Source organism: Bacillus sp. 204(2023) (assembly GCF_037027505.1).
Lineage (GTDB): Bacteria > Bacillota > Bacilli > Bacillales > Bacillaceae > Bacillus > Bacillus subtilis.
In genome coordinates this window covers 136,168-152,096 of record NZ_JAXCHE010000004.1, presented here as the reverse complement: position 1 = coordinate 152,096, position 15,929 = coordinate 136,168, and the positions used below count along the sequence as shown (strand labels likewise).

General features: G+C 47.0%; 19 protein-coding genes. 13 read left to right on the top strand and 6 right to left on the bottom strand.

Going from position 1 to position 15,929, the window contains the following annotated elements:
- The first annotated feature begins 74 nt into the window (after positions 1–74).
- From sigY to WA279_RS10305, 6 genes are read left to right on the top strand one after another with little or no spacing between them, the layout of a single operon-like run.
- On the top strand, positions 75–611 hold the full coding sequence (sigY, locus tag WA279_RS10330) for an RNA polymerase sigma factor SigY (RefSeq protein WP_336155342.1): 537 nt from the start codon (positions 75–77) through the stop codon (positions 609–611).
- On the top strand, positions 604–924 hold the full coding sequence (locus WA279_RS10325; protein ID WP_336155341.1) for a YxlC family protein: 321 nt from the start codon (positions 604–606) through the stop codon (positions 922–924). The genes sigY and WA279_RS10325 overlap by 8 nt, the downstream gene beginning before the upstream one ends.
- The gene (gene yxlD / locus WA279_RS10320) at positions 921–1,127 is read left to right on the top strand and encodes a sigma Y negative regulator YxlD (protein ID WP_060399803.1); all 207 of its coding nucleotides are present in this window, start codon (positions 921–923) and stop codon (positions 1,125–1,127) included. The genes WA279_RS10325 and yxlD overlap by 4 nt, the downstream gene beginning before the upstream one ends.
- A complete protein-coding gene (gene yxlE / locus WA279_RS10315; protein WP_003227293.1) occupies positions 1,124–1,312 on the top strand; it encodes a sigma Y negative regulator YxlE in 189 nt (62 codons plus the stop codon). Before yxlD ends, yxlE begins: the two co-directional genes overlap by 4 nt.
- A 6-nt stretch (positions 1,313–1,318) precedes the next feature.
- Positions 1,319–2,206: an ABC transporter ATP-binding protein gene (locus tag WA279_RS10310; protein ID WP_032725109.1), complete on the top strand. Its 888-nt coding sequence runs from the start codon at positions 1,319–1,321 to the stop codon at positions 2,204–2,206.
- Positions 2,203–2,979, top strand: a complete 777-nt coding sequence (locus tag WA279_RS10305; protein WP_021480961.1) for an ABC transporter permease — start codon at positions 2,203–2,205, stop codon at positions 2,977–2,979. Before WA279_RS10310 ends, WA279_RS10305 begins: the two co-directional genes overlap by 4 nt.
- Here the strand turns inward: WA279_RS10305 and WA279_RS10300 are convergent.
- Together WA279_RS10300 and katX are read right to left on the bottom strand one after the other, a co-directional pair.
- Positions 2,976–4,178: an MFS transporter gene (locus WA279_RS10300; RefSeq protein WP_336155340.1), complete on the bottom strand. Its 1,203-nt coding sequence runs from the start codon at positions 4,176–4,178 to the stop codon at positions 2,976–2,978. The genes WA279_RS10305 and WA279_RS10300 overlap by 4 nt on opposite strands.
- Positions 4,179–4,281: 103 nt before the next feature.
- Positions 4,282–5,925 carry a catalase KatX gene (gene katX, locus WA279_RS10295; protein ID WP_336155339.1) on the bottom strand — a complete coding sequence of 548 codons (1,644 nt, stop codon included), beginning with the start codon at positions 5,923–5,925 and terminating at the stop codon, positions 4,282–4,284.
- 128 nt (positions 5,926–6,053) lie between these two features.
- On the opposite strand from katX, the gene WA279_RS10290 reads away from it, so the two are divergent.
- From WA279_RS10290 to licH, 7 genes are all read left to right on the top strand, one after another.
- Positions 6,054–6,644: a DNA-3-methyladenine glycosylase gene (locus WA279_RS10290; protein ID WP_003227303.1), complete on the top strand. Its 591-nt coding sequence runs from the start codon at positions 6,054–6,056 to the stop codon at positions 6,642–6,644.
- Positions 6,645–6,672: 28 nt separating this feature from the next.
- Positions 6,673–6,831 (top strand): hypothetical protein, encoded by a 159-nt coding sequence (locus WA279_RS10285; RefSeq protein ID WP_009968374.1) that lies wholly within the window; start codon positions 6,673–6,675, stop codon positions 6,829–6,831.
- 162 nt (positions 6,832–6,993) lie between these two features.
- Positions 6,994–8,913, top strand: a complete 1,920-nt coding sequence (gene licR / locus WA279_RS10280) for a transcriptional regulator LicR (RefSeq protein ID WP_063334872.1) — start codon at positions 6,994–6,996, stop codon at positions 8,911–8,913.
- A 128-nt stretch (positions 8,914–9,041) separates the two neighbouring features.
- Positions 9,042–9,350, top strand: coding sequence for a PTS lichenan transporter subunit IIB (gene licB / locus WA279_RS10275; RefSeq protein ID WP_003218755.1), 309 nt, complete (start codon positions 9,042–9,044; stop codon positions 9,348–9,350).
- Positions 9,351–9,365: 15 nt separating this feature from the next.
- On the top strand, positions 9,366–10,724 hold the full coding sequence (gene licC, locus WA279_RS10270) for a PTS lichenan transporter subunit IIC (protein ID WP_015250911.1): 1,359 nt from the start codon (positions 9,366–9,368) through the stop codon (positions 10,722–10,724).
- Between the two features lie 18 nt (positions 10,725–10,742).
- A complete protein-coding gene (gene licA / locus WA279_RS10265; protein ID WP_003227313.1) occupies positions 10,743–11,075 on the top strand; it encodes a PTS lichenan transporter subunit IIA in 333 nt (110 codons plus the stop codon).
- Positions 11,072–12,400: a 6-phospho-beta-glucosidase LicH gene (gene licH, locus WA279_RS10260; protein WP_336155338.1), complete on the top strand. Its 1,329-nt coding sequence runs from the start codon at positions 11,072–11,074 to the stop codon at positions 12,398–12,400. The genes licA and licH overlap by 4 nt, the downstream gene beginning before the upstream one ends.
- A gap of 33 nt (positions 12,401–12,433) precedes the next feature.
- On the opposite strand, the gene WA279_RS10255 is transcribed toward licH, so the two are convergent.
- The 4 genes from WA279_RS10255 to dltC form a co-directional block, all read right to left on the bottom strand.
- On the bottom strand, positions 12,434–13,525 hold the full coding sequence (locus tag WA279_RS10255; RefSeq protein WP_336155337.1) for a branched-chain amino acid aminotransferase: 1,092 nt from the start codon (positions 13,523–13,525) through the stop codon (positions 12,434–12,436).
- 140 nt (positions 13,526–13,665) lie between these two features.
- On the bottom strand, positions 13,666–14,424 hold the full coding sequence (locus WA279_RS10250; RefSeq protein WP_192858094.1) for an SDR family oxidoreductase: 759 nt from the start codon (positions 14,422–14,424) through the stop codon (positions 13,666–13,668).
- 90 nt (positions 14,425–14,514) lie between these two features.
- Positions 14,515–15,693, bottom strand: coding sequence for a D-alanyl-lipoteichoic acid biosynthesis protein DltD (dltD, locus tag WA279_RS10245; protein WP_336155336.1), 1,179 nt, complete (start codon positions 15,691–15,693; stop codon positions 14,515–14,517).
- A complete protein-coding gene (gene dltC, locus WA279_RS10240; RefSeq protein WP_003227325.1) occupies positions 15,693–15,929 on the bottom strand; it encodes a D-alanine--poly(phosphoribitol) ligase subunit DltC in 237 nt (78 codons plus the stop codon). Before dltC ends, dltD begins: the two co-directional genes overlap by 1 nt.

Here is a 15,929-nt window from a genome sequence, read left to right as displayed (position 1 = left end):
TAAAAAAGATGAACGCTTTTGAATCCGGTGTCGTCTCATAAGGCAGAAAAACAAAAAAGGGGGGATCACGGTCATTGGATACACATGAAGAACAGCGGCTGATCCAGCAGGCGAAAGAGGGAAACGACGAGGCGTTTACAGCCCTTTTCCACTATCACTATTCTTTTTTATATAAATATTTGTTAAAGCTTTCCCTTCGCCCCGATCTCAGCGAGGAACTTGTTCAGGAAACCTTTCTGAAAGGGTACATCCATTTAAGAAGCTTTCAGGGCCGTTCAAAATTCTCCACATGGCTGATCTCCATTGCATCGCGGCTCTATCTCGATCACCAGAAAAAGAGAAAGAGAGAATGGAAACGGAATCAGACAGTTACGGAGGAAACAATCCGCAAGATCAAGTGGGACGTGTCGGCGAAAGGGGCAGTGTGGAGCGAAACGCTCGATCTGTTTTCAAAGCTGGACCCTAAACTGCGCACACCAGTTTTATTAAGGCATTACTACGGCTATACCTATGCCGAAATAGGGATGATGCTTCAAATCAAAGAAGGCACTGTAAAGTCCAGAGTTCATAAAGGGCTCCAGCAAATCAGAAAGGAGTGGGACGATGAATAAAGAAAAGCTTTCTGATCATTTAAAGTCAGAATGGAAAAAAATTGATCAAACAGCCAATCCCTCTATACCGACTCAAAAAGAACTGCTTCACCAGCTGTCACAAATGAAAGCTGAATACAGAAAAAAACTTCTTCAAGAGATCATTTTATTTGTATTTTGTGCGCTGATGGTTGTGAGTGCTGCAATCTTAGCTTTCACTCAAGTTCCTGCTGTGTTTATTGTGCTTCAGGTTTGTGTGCTTGCGGTGCTGCCGATTTTGATTGCGGCTGAGAAAAAAAGACATCTCGGTGAATGCGAGGTGGAGCGCCGATGACACAAACAGAAATTGTCATCATGGTTGCGGCTTATCTCATCGTATTGGCGCAGGGAATCTTTTTATTTATTGATGCGAAAAAACGAAATCGCATGGCATGGGTTTGGGGGATTGTCGGACTGATTACAGCACCGATGCCTCTGATTTGTTATTACTTTTTTGTCATTAGGCCGGATCGGAAGAAAAGGGGGATCAAGCAATGAATATTTCTTGGGAAATGATTTTGCCTCTGATTGTATTACAGCTGGCTTTGGCGGTGTTTGCCCTCATCAGCTGTATAAAAGAAGAGCGGACGAACGGGCCAAAGTGGATGTGGGCTGCAATCATCGTATGTATCAATATTATCGGGCCGATTTTGTTTTTTACCGTCGGCAGAAAGCAAAGGTAAGCCGATATGCTGTCTATTGAATCATTATGCAAATCGTACAGGCATCATGAAGCTGTAAAGAATGTTAGTTTTCACGTGAATGAAAATGAGTGTGTCGCACTATTAGGACCTAATGGAGCCGGCAAAACCACGACTCTGCAAATGCTTGCCGGACTGCTTTCGCCAACCTCCGGAAACATTAAGCTGTTAGGAGAAAAAAAGCTGGATCGGCGTTTGATTGGGTATCTCCCGCAGTATCCTGCTTTTTATTCATGGATGACCGCAAACGAATTTTTAACATTTGCCGGAAGACTGTCCGGCCTTTCGAAGAGAAAATGCCAAGAGGAAATTGGCGAGATGCTGGAATTTGTCGGTTTGCACGAAGCGGCGCACAAAAGGATCGGAGGCTATTCAGGAGGCATGAAACAAAGACTCGGTCTGGCACAGGCACTGCTCCATAAACCGAAGTTTTTGATATTGGATGAACCGGTGTCTGCACTTGATCCGACAGGGCGATTCGAGGTGCTGGACATGATGCGGGAGCTGAAAAAGCATATGGCCGTTCTGTTTTCTACACATGTTTTGCACGATGCAGAGCAGGTGTGTGATCAAGTGGTGATTATGAAAAACGGTGAAATTTCATGGAAAGGCGAGTTACAGGAGCTGAAACAACAGCAGCAAACGAACGTTTTTACCCTTTCAGTGAAAGAGAAGCTGGAAGGCTGGCTTGAAGAGAAGCCTTACGTCTCAGCTATTGTCTATAAGAATCCGTCCCAAGCTGTTTTCGAGCTGCCTGATATACACGCTGGCCGGTCATTATTAAGTGACTGTATCCGAAAGGGATTGACCGTCACCCGATTTGAACAGAAAACGGAGTCTCTAGAAGACGTCTATCTAAAGGTGGTGCACGCATGAAGGTGATGATGGCGCTATTGCAGAAAGAATGGCTGGAAGGGTGGAAAAGCGGCAAGCTGATCTGGCTGCCGATTGCGATGATGATCGTGGGGCTGACACAGCCGCTGACCATTTATTATATGCCGGAAATCATCGCACATGGAGGGAACCTTCCTGACGGCATGAAAATTAGTTTTACGACGCCCTCCGGGTCTGAAGTGATGGTTAGCACGCTTTCTCAATTCAACACGCTTGGCATGGCTCTGGTCATCTTCAGCGTGATGGGCAGTGTAGCCAATGAAAGAAATCAAGGGGTAACAGCGCTGATTATGTCGCGGCCTGTGACGGCAGCCCATTATATCGTGAGTAAATGGCTCATCCAAAGCGTGATCGGCATTATGTCGTTTGCAGCTGGATACGGGCTTGCTTATTATTACGTTCGGCTGCTGTTTGAGGACGCATCATTCAGCCGCTTTGCCGCAAGCCTTGGCCTTTACGCGCTTTGGGTGATATTTATTGTGACCGCCGGCCTTGCCGGAAGTACGATATTCCGGTCTGTCGGAGCAGCTGCCGCTTGCGGGATCGGGCTCACAGCAGCCGTTTCCTTTGCTGTTTCACTATTTCCAGATGGTGCGAAGTGGCTTCCGGCTGAGATTTGCAAGCAGGCGGAGCATATCCTTCTTCATGGAGAGCGGGCAGATTTTTTCGGATGGTCACTCACTTTCTCCATTCTGTGCATCATGCTTCTGGCCGTGTTTTCTGTGTGGCGCTTCCGGCGGTATGAAAGCTATTAATTGATCATGTTACGTTTTTGCGCGAGCATCACAAAAAAGGCGGCAAATGCCAGAGACCCGGCTCCATAAAAAACTCCCGCAAGCCCGATAAGCTGTGCGATTTTTCCGGCAAGAAGGGGCCCGAGGAAGATGCCTAGCGCATAAAATGATTGATAAAACCCCATCACTGACATTTTTAATCGGGCAGAACTGATTTCGACAACATGGCTTAGCAGCAGAGGAAAAACGAAGCCGAGCGCCAGCCCAATACAGGCGTGTGTGATGCAAACCGTGAACAATGCAGCTGAATAAGGAACGTATAGCAAACAGACCCCGGTGACAGCGAAACTAATGAGCATCACGGAGTAAGCGATACGTCTTGTAAAGCGCAGAAACACAAAGCTTAATGTGGCGGCTGCGTGTGGGAGGAAAAAGGCGCTCATCACCCAAAGCAGCTCCGCGTCGCCCATTCCGAGCTGATTCATGTAAAGCGGCGTAAAACCAAACACTGTGATAAATAATACGGCATGGGCCGTCATAGACAGGATGGTGAAAAGCTTCAGCTTTGGCAGCCGTAATGTATCTTTGATGTATTGATTGACACGAATGGTGTCACGGTTTGCGGGAGGAGCAGACGGATCCTTAATAAAGCAGCAGATCACCAAACCTGCGGCAGAGGCTGCCAGCGCCATCCAAAATGGAAGCTGCCTGTCTAAATGGGCTACGGCGAGCTCGCAGAACACAATGCTGGCAAACTGAGGCATGACGGTAAAAAACTGCATGATGCCCATTGCTTTTGATGCATTGCCATTGTTGAAATAATGTGCGTATAAAATGGTCGCCATCACCCACATAGAAGCAGTGATTCCCGCGAAAAGCCGGGCGGCCAGCACGAAGAAGAAAGAATCAAACATCAGAAAAAGCAGGCTGCTGAGGACAGAAAAGCCGAACCCGGAAATTAACAATTGCTTGCGCAAGGAAAATAGGATGTCTGACAAAAGGCCGAGTGGGAATCGCAGAAGGATTTGCGTGACCCCGTAGCTGCCGAGAATGATGCCGATTGCGCCATATGAAAAGTGCAGATCCTCCAAATACAGACTGAATACAGGAACGTAAATATAGCCTGAAAACCAGAAACAAAATACCATGCATAAAAAAACGGCGTGATCTAAAGCGCCGATTGTTTTTTTCTGAGGAATCAAGTCCTGCTGTAATTCCATCGTATCTCTCCACCCCTTTCCTTCCAGTACAACACAATTGTTGAAAGCGTTTCAATAGAAAAATAAAAAAACAGGGCTTCAAAAAAAGCCCTGTTCGCTGTTGTTAATACGGATCAGATGGGTGGCTCTCCTGTTCAGCCTGCTTTGCAGCCTGTTCCGTTTCAGTTGTGCCGATCGGCCCGTTGCTGTTGTTCTCGGAAACCTTTTTTAGCCCTTCTGCTACGCGTTTTCCGTAGTCAGGATCAGCTTTTGTGAAATTCTCAATCATTTGATCCTGAATTTCTTTTCGGCACGTAGAAAGCGTATTCACCAAATTCGTAATCAATTCGTTCCGCTCAAATTCAGTAAATCTCCGGTACGTTTCTCCAGCCTGTCCGAAGTTGTTTGTTCTGTCAATCGCTTCACGCTTTACATCACCTTCGACATGCGGCGTATGGTCTTTTCCGTCCTGCTTCGCTTCCTTCAGCCCGCCCATAATGGATGGCTCATAGTTGACGTGCGGGTTTTGTCCTTCTGCTCTATCGACCCGATATTGCATTTGCCCGCCTTCCTGGTTGGTGGCGACATGCTTTTTTGGCGAGTTGATCGGAAGCTGCAGGTAATTTGCGCCTACACGGTAGCGCTGCGTATCAGAGTAGGCAAACGTCCGTCCCTGAAGCAGTTTGTCATCGGAAAAATCAAGCCCGTCGACAAGCACCCCCGTTCCAAATGAAGCTTGCTCCACTTCCGCATGGTAGTTTTCCGGATTTTTGTTCAGCACCAATTTGCCGATCGGTTTCCATGGGAAATCGTCTTTATACCACAGTTTTGTTGGATCAAGAGGATCAAAGTCCAGTTCAGGATGCTCATCATCGCTCATGATTTGAGCATACACTTCCCACTCTGGATAATCGCCATTTTCAATCGCGTCATATAAATCCTGTGTGGCATGGTTAAAGTTTTTCCCTTGAATCTCTTCTGCTTCCTTCTGTGTCAGGTTGCGGATGCCCTGCTTCGGTTCAAAATGGTATTTCACGAGAACGGCCTTGCCCTCCTCATTCACCCATTTATAGGCATGTACGCCTGAACCCTGCATTTGCCGGTAGTTGGCCGGAATGCCCCAAGGCGAAAACAAGAAGGTGATCATGTGTGTGGCTTCAGGAGATTGAGAAATGAAATCGAAGATACGTTCACCATCCTGGATGTTGGTCACTGGATCAGGCTGAAATGCGTGCACAAGATCCGGAAATTTCAGCGGGTCGCGGATAAAAAAGATTTTCAGGTTGTTTCCGACCAAATCCCAGTTTCCGTCTTCTGTATATAACTTTACAGCAAAACCGCGCGGGTCTCTCAATGTTTCAGGCGAGTGTTTTCCATGATTCACAGTTGAAAAACGGACAAATGCCGGTGTTTTCTTGCCTTTTTCCTGAAAGAGTTTGGCCCGTGTATATGTTGAAATCGGTTCGTCTCCGAAGCTTCCGTACGCTTCAAAATATCCATGTGCACCTGCTCCCCTGGCATGAACAACCCGCTCTGGCATGCGTTCCCGGTCGAAGTGGCTGATCTTTTCGAGAAAATCATAGTTCTCAAGTGTTGTAGGCCCTCTATTCCCGACGGTTCTCACATTCTGGTTGTCAGTAACAGGATGCCCCTGCCTATTCGTTAAGGTATCCTCTGACTCGTTTTTCCCGGATGTCTTATGAGAAAGCGCTTCCTCGCTCCCTTGGGCATTTGATTGGTGCTGCTTGTTTTGATGATCATCTTTCAATGGTTGGCCCTCCTTTTTTGAACGGTAACAATATTCCCTGAATGGAAAGATTTTAAAACAGCCGTTTTTTTTGATCTGCTTCGGGAATGGTACAATGTACAAAAATCGGTAAAAGGAGAGGTCGATTCGTGACAAGAGAAAAAAATCCGCTGCCCATCACGTTTTATCAAAAAACCGCTCTTGAGCTTGCCCCATCGCTTCTGGGCTGCCTTCTTGTAAAAGAAACAGACGAAGGCACAGCGTCAGGCTATATTGTGGAAACAGAGGCCTATATGGGGGCTGGAGACAGAGCGGCACACAGTTTTAACAACCGCCGGACGAAGCGGACTGAGATCATGTTTGCAGAAGCTGGGCGGGTATATACATATGTGATGCACACCCATACATTGCTGAATGTCGTTGCCGCGGAAGAGGATGTCCCGCAAGCGGTATTAATCAGGGCGATTGAGCCGCATGAAGGCCAGCTGTTAATGGAGGAGAGAAGGCCGGGCAGGAGTCCGAGGGAATGGACAAACGGGCCTGGAAAGCTGACGAAAGCGCTTGGCGTCACGATGAATGACTACGGACGCTGGATCACGGAACAGCCGCTTTACATCGAAAGCGGGTACACACCGGAAGCAATTTCAACCGGCCCGCGCATCGGCATTGACAACAGCGGGGAGGCACGCGATTATCCATGGCGTTTCTGGGTGACGGGAAACAGGTACGTGTCGCGTTAGCATGTTTAAGGAAGAGGCAATCAGGGGAATGGTTGAGAAAAAAGAAGGGAGAATCGGAGCTTTGAAAAAGATGATCAAAACCGTTATCAAATGGGCGCCGGTCATTTACCCGATTGTTCGAAAAATCATGAAGGACCGAAAGGCGTCTAAACAAAAGAATATGTCCGCATCTAGAACAGCCGGCTGATCCCGGCTGTTTTTTTATAGGTCAGTTTTCCCTCTAGTCCTCCGGATGTTCATTGACTTGCCATTCTCTCCATTATAGAATTTATATACATTTCGCATCCCTTCATCATCCTTTCTGCCTATTCACTGAATCCCTGCATCGACTAGATAGGAGGTTTTTCTCATGCTTCATGGGCGACTTCGTGATATTCTGCGCTTGCTGATGGCGGCTGAAGCCCCGGTGACAAGTTCGTTTTTTGCCGCGCAATTAAACGTAACGACGCGGACAGTCCGCAATGATATAAAGGAACTGCAAGGTGTGCTAAGCGGCCACGGTGCCTTTGTACAATCTGTAAGAGGCTCCGGCTACAAGCTCCGCATTGATGACGAGCAAGTATTCAGAACACTGCTGCAAGATGTATTTCAGCAAAAAAAGGGCCTGCCGGTATTGCCGGAGGAGAGAATGGCCTATCTTATGAAACGTCTGCTGCTGGCGGACCATTATCTCAAGCTCGATGAACTGGCTGAAGAACTATTTATCTCAAAATCTACACTCCAAACGGATTTAAAGGAAGTAAAGAAACGTCTGCTGCCTTACCGCATTGTCATGGAAACACGCCCGAATTACGGCTTCAAGCTGCGCGGGGACGAGGTACAGATGAGGTACTGTATGGCGGAGTACATTGTTGATGAAAGAGAAACGGAGATAGATGTTTTGAATGAAAAGGCTGATATTTTGCCAAAAGAAGAAATTGAGATCATCCGTTCCGCCATCTTGAAAAAAATGAAAAACGACCGCATCCCTCTGTCCAACATGGGACTGAATAACCTCATTATCCATATTGCTATCGCCTGTAAACGGATCAGAACGGAAAACTATGTATCTCTTTTCCCGAAAGATATGGATCATATCCTGCATCAAAAAGAATACCGGGCTGCAGAAGCCATCGTAAAAGAGCTGGAATCAGCGCTTGCCGTTACGTTTCCGAAAGACGAGACGGCCTACATCGCCATGCATCTCCTTGGCACAAAACGAATGACACAATGCGGAGAGGACACATTTTCAATAGAAGAAGAAACCGATCAGCTGACACTTGCCATGATCAAAGCTGTTGATCGTGAACTGAAGCTTGGCATCCTGCATGACAAAGAGCTGAAAATCGGCTTGGCCCTGCATATGAAGCCGGCGATCAGCCGCAACCGATACGGCATGAATCTTCGAAATCCGATGCTCGCAGCGATCAAGGAACATTATCCACTCGCTTTTGAAGCCGGGATCATAGCCGGAATCGTGATAAAGGAACAAACGGGTATTGAGATTCATGAAAACGAAATTGGATATTTGGCCCTCCACTTTGGCGCCGCGATTGAACGAAAAAAAACAGAAAGTCCGCCGAAACGCTGTATCATTGTATGCGCATCGGGTGCCGGAAGCGCCCAGCTTCTGCGCGAAAAACTGCGTTCCCATTTCGGCAAGCGGCTCGATATTCTTGGAACGGCTGAATATTATAGTCTTGATCAAATGTCCTACGAATCAATTGATTTTGTCATCAGCACCATTCCGATTAAAAAAGAGCTCCCTGTACCAGTACTGAAGGTTAACACCATCTTAGGCGGAACTGACTTTACAAAAATAGAATCTATTCTGAGTGATGAAAAGGAAAAAGCCAATCGCTACCTAAAAAAAGAACTCGTTTTTTTTCAGGAGGATCTGCGCTCAAAAGAAGAAGTGATTCAATTTTTAGGGCAGAAAGCGGTCGAATGCGGCTTTGCCGATGAAGAAATCATAGATTCCATTTTTGAAAGAGAAGACATGTCGCCTACGTGTTTTGGCAATCTTGTTGCCATCCCGCACCCGCTTGTTCCACAGACGAAAACAACGTTTTGGGCCGTTTGTACGCTCAAAAAACCGATCGATTGGGAGAGTCAGCGAGTTCAATTTGTCTGTCTGCTTTGTGTCGAAAAGGAGAACAAAGCGGATTTGCAAAGCATGTATAAACTGCTTGGCAGCATTTTGGATGACCCGGCGGCGGTGAACCAGCTGGTCAAATGCCGTTCATATCAAGAGCTTTCGGATGTGTTTGACCAAAAAATGCTGAGCTGACAGCCTGTATATACCTTTTTTCCGTTGCCTGCGGAAAAACCCTGAGTGTTTATGAAAGCGATTTCATAATATGATGATAGCAACAGCAGGACATTACAAAATTGATCAAACTCTAGGGGGTCTTTTACATGAATATATTACTCGTTTGTGCAGCAGGCATGTCTACTAGTTTACTGGTGAGCAAGATGGAAAAAAGTGCGCAGGAACAGGGAAAAGACTATACCATTTGGGCAGTTTCAGGCGATTCTGTACAAAATCATATCGATAAAGCGGATGTATTGCTTCTCGGTCCGCAAGTCCGTTACATGCTTCCGCAGCTCAAAAAATTAGGAGAGTCAAAGGGGGTTCCGGTAGACGTCATTAATACCGTCCATTATGGCACGTGCAACGGGGCGGAAGTGCTGAAATCAGCTGAACAGCTTGGACATGTGTCATAGAGAGGGGCGGGCTATGTGAATAAAGTCAATCAGATCTTAGAAGAAAAGGTCATGCCTATAGCGGGAAGAATTGCGGGACAGCGTCATTTGCAGGCGCTGCGTGATGGTATCATCCTCACGATGCCCCTGATTATCATCGGTTCCTTTTTCCTCATCATTGGCAACCTCCCGATCCCGGGATACGCTGAGTTTATGGCAAAAACGTTTGGCAGCTCCTGGTCTGAAAAGCTGGCCTACCCAGTCGACGCGACCTTTGAAATTATGGGTCTTGTCGCCGCGTTCGGCATCGCCTACCGGCTCGCCGAGAAATACGGCGTTGATGCCTTGTCGGCCGGAGCCATTTCCCTTGCGGCATTTTTATTAGCAACACCTTATCAAGTGCCGTTTATGCCGGATGGCGCGACGAAAGAAATCATGGTTGGCGGCGGGATTCCGCTTTCGCTCATGGGAAGCAAAGGCCTGTTTGTCGCCATGATTATCGCAATGGTGTCCACAGAGATTTACCGCCTCATTATCCAGCGCAATTTAGTCTTCAAAATGCCGGACGGTGTTCCGCCGGCGGTAAGCAAGTCATTTGTCGCGTTAATCCCCGGCTTTGCCGTTATCTTCCTGATTTGGGCAGCCCGGCTGATTGTTGAAGCGACACCGTTTGAAAGTCTTCATAATATTGTAAGCGTTTTATTGGGGACTCCGCTTTCCATTCTGGGAGGAAGCCTGGGAGGAAGCCTTGTCGCCGAAGCCGTCAAAATGCTTTTATGGGCCTGCGGCCTTCACGGTGCTAACATTGTCGGCGGCGTCATGGCACCGATTTGGTACGGCGCAATGGATGCCAACCGAATCGCATTCCAAGCCGGTGAGGAGCTTCCTAAGATTTTCACCCAGCAATTTTTCGATATCTGGGTCAATATCGGCGGAAGCGGCGCCACATTGGCACTGGTTGTCACGATGTTCCTGCGCGCCCGAAGCAAACAAATGAAGCAGCTCGGGAAGCTTGCGGTCGGCCCGGCCATCTTCAATATTAACGAACCGATTATATTCGGAATGCCGATCGTCATGAACCCAATGCTCTTACTTCCGTTTATCATCACGCCGCTTGTCACAGTGACACTCACGTACATCGGAATGAGCACCGGCCTTGTCGCCAAACCGGCGGGTATCGCAGTGCCGTGGACCATGCCGCCGATCTTTTCAGGCTACTTGGCGACAGGAGGAAAAGTCTCAGGCGCGGTCATGCAAGCCATTAATATTGCCGTGTCCTTTGTTGTCTACTATCCATTCTTCAGAATGTGGGATAAGCAGAAGCTGAAAGAAGAAAACGATCTGGAGCTGGTCCAAACGCCTGCAGCATCAGATGACAAAGAAGCGGCTCTGTAGAGAAAGGAAGTGAATCGCGTGAATGAGGAAATGGAACAAATCATTTTTCAAATCATCCTTCACGGAGGAAACGGTAGGAGCTCCGCAATGGAGGCCATTGCCGCTGCGAAAAGCGGTGACGCAGAAGAAGCGCGGAAAAAGCTTCAAGACGCTGCTGAAGAATTGTCAAAAGCCCATCATTATCAGACAGAGCTGATCCAAAATGAAGCGGGCGGAGAAAAGACAGAAATGACGCTTCTGATGGTTCATGCACAGGATCATTTAATGAATGCAATGACAGTGAAGGATATGGCTGCAGAGATCATTGAGTTATATGAAAAAATCACCGAGCAAAGGGGAGCAAGCATATGACAAAAGGATTGAAGATTGTAACGATTGGCGGAGGTTCAAGCTATACGCCCGAGCTAGTGGAAGGGTTTATTAAACGGTATGATGAGCTGCCTGTGCGCGAATTATGGCTCGTCGATATCCCTGAGGGCGAAGAAAAGCTGAATATTGTCGGCACACTCGCCAAACGGATGGTTGAAAAAGCTGGCGTCCCGATTGACATTCATCTTACGCTCGACCGGAGAAAAGCGCTGAAAGACGCAGACTTTGTCACGACTCAATTTCGCGTCGGACTTTTGCAGGCAAGAGCAAAGGATGAGCGCATTCCACTAAAATACGGAGTGATTGGCCAGGAAACAAACGGCCCGGGAGGCCTGTTTAAAGGATTGCGCACAATTCCGGTCATCCTTGAGATCGCAAAGGACATAGAAGAGCTTTGCCCGAACGCTTGGCTTGTTAACTTCACAAACCCTGCCGGCATGGTAACAGAAGCCTTGCTTCGCTACTCCAACCTGAAGAAAGTCGTCGGTCTCTGTAATGTTCCAATTGGCATCAAAATGGGCGTAGCCAAAGCGCTTGATGTAGATGTGGACCGCGTAGAAGTCCAATTCGCCGGACTGAACCATATGGTATTTGGGCTGGATGTTTTCTTGGACGGCGTAAGTGTGAAGGAGCAAGTCATCGAGGCGATGGGCGACCCGAAAAACGCGATGACGATGAAAAACATCTCGGGCGCCGAATGGGAACCGGATTTCTTAAAAGCGCTCAATGTCATCCCTTGCGGCTACCACCGTTACTATTTCAAAACAAAAGAGATGCTGGAGCACGAGCTGGAAGCTTCACAAACAGAGGGCACCCGCGCTGAAGTCGTACAGAAGGTCGAAAAAGAGCTGTTCGAGCTTTATAAAGATCCTAACCTTGCGATCAAACCGCCGCAGCTGGAAAAACGGGGCGGGGCTTACTACAGTGATGCAGCATGTAACTTAATCAGCTCCATTTATAATGATAAACATGACATTCAGCCGGTGAACACGATCAATAATGGTGCAATAGCGAGTATTCCAGACGATTCCGCAGTTGAAGTGAACTGTGTGATGACGAAAACCGGCCCTAAGCCAATTGCTGTCGGCGACTTGCCGGTGTCTGTCCGCGGCCTTGTCCAGCAAATCAAATCCTTTGAACGTGTCGCGGCAGAAGCGGCAGTTACAGGTGACTATCAAATTGCGCTCCTTGCCATGACGATTAACCCGCTTGTCCCGTCCGATACTGTGGCCAAACAGATTTTAGACGAAATGCTGGAGGCGCACAAAGCGTATCTGCCGCAGTTTTTCAACAAAATTGAAGCGTAAAAAAAGCCGGCCTGTAATGGGCCGGCTTTTTTCTTATTTGCTTTCAGTCAGCGCTGCAACTTCGGTCGTCCATTCGAATTCGTCTGCGACAGCGCCTTTTTGAATGCCTGTAATCGTGTCATATAGTTTTTTTGCGATTTCCCCTGTTTCGCCATTGTTAATTGACAGTGTTTCATCCTGCCAAATCAGCTCGCCTACTGGGGAAATAACTGCTGCTGTACCAGTTCCGAAGGCTTCTTCCAGGATGCCGTCTTTATGGGCTTGGATGACCTCATCGATCGCAATTTTTCGTTCTGAAACTTGAAGGCCCCAATGCTTAAGCAAGGCGATGACTGAATTGCGCGTAATGCCTTCCAGGATGCTTCCGTTCAGCATCGGCGTTACGATTTCACCGTTGATTTTGAAGAAGATGTTCATGCTTCCAACTTCTTCGATGTATTTCTTCTCAATGCCGTCCAGCCAAAGCACTTGAGAAAATCCTTTCTCTTCGGCAACCTGCTGCGCTTTTAAGCTTGAAGCGTAGTTCCCTGCGGTTTTGGCATTTCCTGTTCCGCCTTTTACCGCACGGACAAATTCACTTTCAACAGCGATTTTGACCGGCTTAATGCCTTCTTTGTAATAAGAGCCGACCGGAGAAAGAATGATCAAGAGCTTATACGTATGAGATGCCGCAACACCAAGGAAAGGCTCGGTTGCGATGATGAACGGACGGATGTAAAGGGACGTGCCCTCCGCATTTGGAATCCAGTCTTTATCAATTGCGACAAGCTGCTTTAAGCCTTCAAGAACCTGTTCTTCATCAATTTGCGGGATGCAGAGGCGGTCGTTTGATTGATTCAGGCGTTCCATATTTTTTTCCGGTCTGAAAAGCAGGACATGGTCATCCTCTGACACGTAAGCCTTTAACCCTTCAAACACGGTTTGGCCGTAGTGATAGACCATTGCGGCCGGATCCATTGATAAGGGCTGATAAGGAATGATTTTTGGATCGTACCAACCTTTATCTGCCGCATAGTCCATTACAAACATGTGGTCTGTAAACACTCTTCCGAACGAAAGCTGATTTGGGTCTGGTTTCGGTTTTTTTGTTGATGTCAATTCAACGCGAATTGTTTGTTTAGTCATGGTCAATCTCCCTGCTGTTAAATTGTTTATATTATCAAACTTATTTGAAAATAATTATATTCTATTGTATACCTTCAACAAATAATCGCAATAGGTTTGCTCAAATTTGTAAGAAATTCATATGAAAAAAGCAGGAGAAATTAATTCTCCTGCGTGTTCATTTGATCGAATAACCTGTCATAATCGGCGCGAGTGGCATCCCGAAGACCTTCAACACGTTCATTTGTAATCTCCTGTTTGCCTTCCTTCAAGCCGTCCAAGAAATATTGAACATATTCTTCAGATGAAATGCCCCGGTACGTCAGGCCTTGTTTATCGCGTGATTTTTGGTTTAAGCCCGTGTCCACCATAGGCGGTGCCATTTCAATCACTTCCACGCTCGTGTCGCGGAGCTGGTGTCTGAGCGTAAGCGAGAACGAGTGAAGTGCTGCTTTTGTTGCGCAGTACACCGGATAAACAGCTAACGGGTTAAACGCAAGCCCGGATGTGACCTGAACGATTGCCGCCTCAGGCTGCTTCATCAAATGAGGTGTGAAAAGGGCGGATAAATGGACAGGAGCTTGGAAATTAAGTTCAATTTCATCGCCGTCCACAAAAAGCTCCTCTGTCCCTTTTTTAAAGTCAATTTCCTTTTGAATGCCGGCGTTGTTGACGAGAACATTCAAGTTCGGATATTCCTTTAAAGCCCATTCATACAATGCTTCCCGCTGCGAACGGTCTGCAACATCACATTGCTTTGTATGGATGTTTGGGAGCTGCTGCTTCGCTTCTGCAAGACGCGCTTCGCTGCGTCCGCAAATGATAACTTCATTGCCGAGCTCCAGCAGGCGCTTGGCCAGTTCAAGCCCGATGCCAGCAGAACCCCCTGTGATTAAAACCGTATTGCCTGTCATCTTCATTGGATGTAACACCTCTTAATTAAGTTGGCTGTAATTCCTTTACTATTTCAAATCTTAGCAGGAAATATGCAGCCGCGTCCTATGAGATGCTCAGGATGAAGTGACTTTTCCGGTTTTATAAAATTCGTCAATTGCTTTATCGACATACACCCAGCCTTTCCAGCCGATGTGGATGGTGTCTTTCATGAAATACGGGTCATATTCATGCCTTGAGAAATCAGCAACCTGGAAGCCCTTCGCTCTGATTTGTTTATTTACCTTTTTGTAATAGTCAGTGCGTCCTTTTTTCGGGAAGCCCGTGTAATCGTACCATTTCCCGTTAACCGGAATGGTGACAAACATAGGCTCTGCGCCCGCATCCTTCAGGATATCGAGCATCATTTCAAAGTCGCCATATTCCGGTGACACCGCATACGATCTTCCTTTGTTTTTCCCTTTCAGCTTAGGCACTTTCGGCTTCAGCTTTTTATAGACAGGGTTGTCGATGTGAAAATCGTTAGACCCGGAGTGGCGTTTGCCTGATTGATCCGCCAGTTTATTCAATTCAGACCATGACTTATCCTTTACTGACTGCGAGATATAACGCTTTGGCCCGGATGATTCTGTCGTTGAATAATACAGATCTTTCTTTTCCAGCATGCTGTAATACACTTTCGCCGCCGGCTTCAGCGCGTTCACTTTCCACGTCTGGCCGTTTACTATTGCTTTGTACAGCTCAGAAAGAATGGCATCGTTTTGCACAGCCTTGAAGCGCAGCATGCGTTTCATCATTTTCTTTTTAATTTCAGGGTCGATCTGATCGTTAAATGCCAAATCAAGCCCTTGCAGCGCAGAATAGTTCGGCGCGAAATGCTGTTCATCAGACCCGCGCTTAATAAACCATTGCGGAGACACGATGAATACGATTTTTTTGCCCTTCAGCTGATCCATATGGGCAGCGAAGTTTAAAGAATGAATCAATGACTGGGATCCGCCTTTGCCGACAAGGTATGGCGTGAATCCCTCATTGTTTACCTGAAAATAATTAGATGGGTGGAACTCGTCCAGCCGAGAAAGCTCAGAAGACCCGTAAATCGGAAGATATGTCGGATCTTTGAGCATCTGATCTTGTAAATATAGCCCTTGAAACATACTCGGATTCAAGGCTGTTGCTGACTCTTTCACACGTTTATCGGTGATGAAGCCTGTCAGCCATGAAGATGGAATTGCGATGGCGCCTGCGAATAGAATAAACGCCAAAATAATTGGACCGAAAAAACGCTTTTTCATTATTTCAACTCAGACAGCTGATTTACAATGTTGTTAGGTGTATTCCAAACGTCCCGGTCAAATTCAGTGATCGGCACTAAAATATCAAAACGGTTTTCAATCGCAAGCAGCAATTCTACTGTTCCAAAAGAATCAAGCAAACCTTCTTCAAAAATTTCAATATCAGGATTTTCCTTTACGATGTCATCCTGGCAAACCTCTGCTAAAACGTCTAATACCTCTTGTTTAAAATCCAT

Coding starts and splice junctions, on each gene's coding strand:
- WA279_RS10325 (WP_336155341.1), top strand. CDS start 604: ATGAATAAAGAAAAGCTTTCTGATCATTTAAAGTCAGAATGGAAAAAA.
- yxlD (WP_060399803.1), top strand. CDS start 921: ATGACACAAACAGAAATTGTCATCATGGTTGCGGCTTATCTCATCGTA.
- yxlE (WP_003227293.1), top strand. CDS start 1,124: ATGAATATTTCTTGGGAAATGATTTTGCCTCTGATTGTATTACAGCTG.
- WA279_RS10310 (WP_032725109.1), top strand. CDS start 1,319: ATGCTGTCTATTGAATCATTATGCAAATCGTACAGGCATCATGAAGCT.
- WA279_RS10305 (WP_021480961.1), top strand. CDS start 2,203: ATGAAGGTGATGATGGCGCTATTGCAGAAAGAATGGCTGGAAGGGTGG.
- WA279_RS10300 (WP_336155340.1), bottom strand. CDS start 4,178: ATGGAATTACAGCAGGACTTGATTCCTCAGAAAAAAACAATCGGCGCT.
- WA279_RS10285 (WP_009968374.1), top strand. CDS start 6,673: ATGGTTGAGAAAAAAGAAGGGAGAATCGGAGCTTTGAAAAAGATGATC.
- licR (WP_063334872.1), top strand. CDS start 6,994: ATGCTTCATGGGCGACTTCGTGATATTCTGCGCTTGCTGATGGCGGCT.
- licB (WP_003218755.1), top strand. CDS start 9,042: ATGAATATATTACTCGTTTGTGCAGCAGGCATGTCTACTAGTTTACTG.
- licH (WP_336155338.1), top strand. CDS start 11,072: ATGACAAAAGGATTGAAGATTGTAACGATTGGCGGAGGTTCAAGCTAT.
- WA279_RS10255 (WP_336155337.1), bottom strand. CDS start 13,525: ATGACTAAACAAACAATTCGCGTTGAATTGACATCAACAAAAAAACCG.
- WA279_RS10250 (WP_192858094.1), bottom strand. CDS start 14,424: ATGAAGATGACAGGCAATACGGTTTTAATCACAGGGGGTTCTGCTGGC.
- dltD (WP_336155336.1), bottom strand. CDS start 15,693: ATGAAAAAGCGTTTTTTCGGTCCAATTATTTTGGCGTTTATTCTATTC.
- dltC (WP_003227325.1), bottom strand. CDS start 15,929: ATGGATTTTAAACAAGAGGTATTAGACGTTTTAGCAGAGGTTTGCCAG.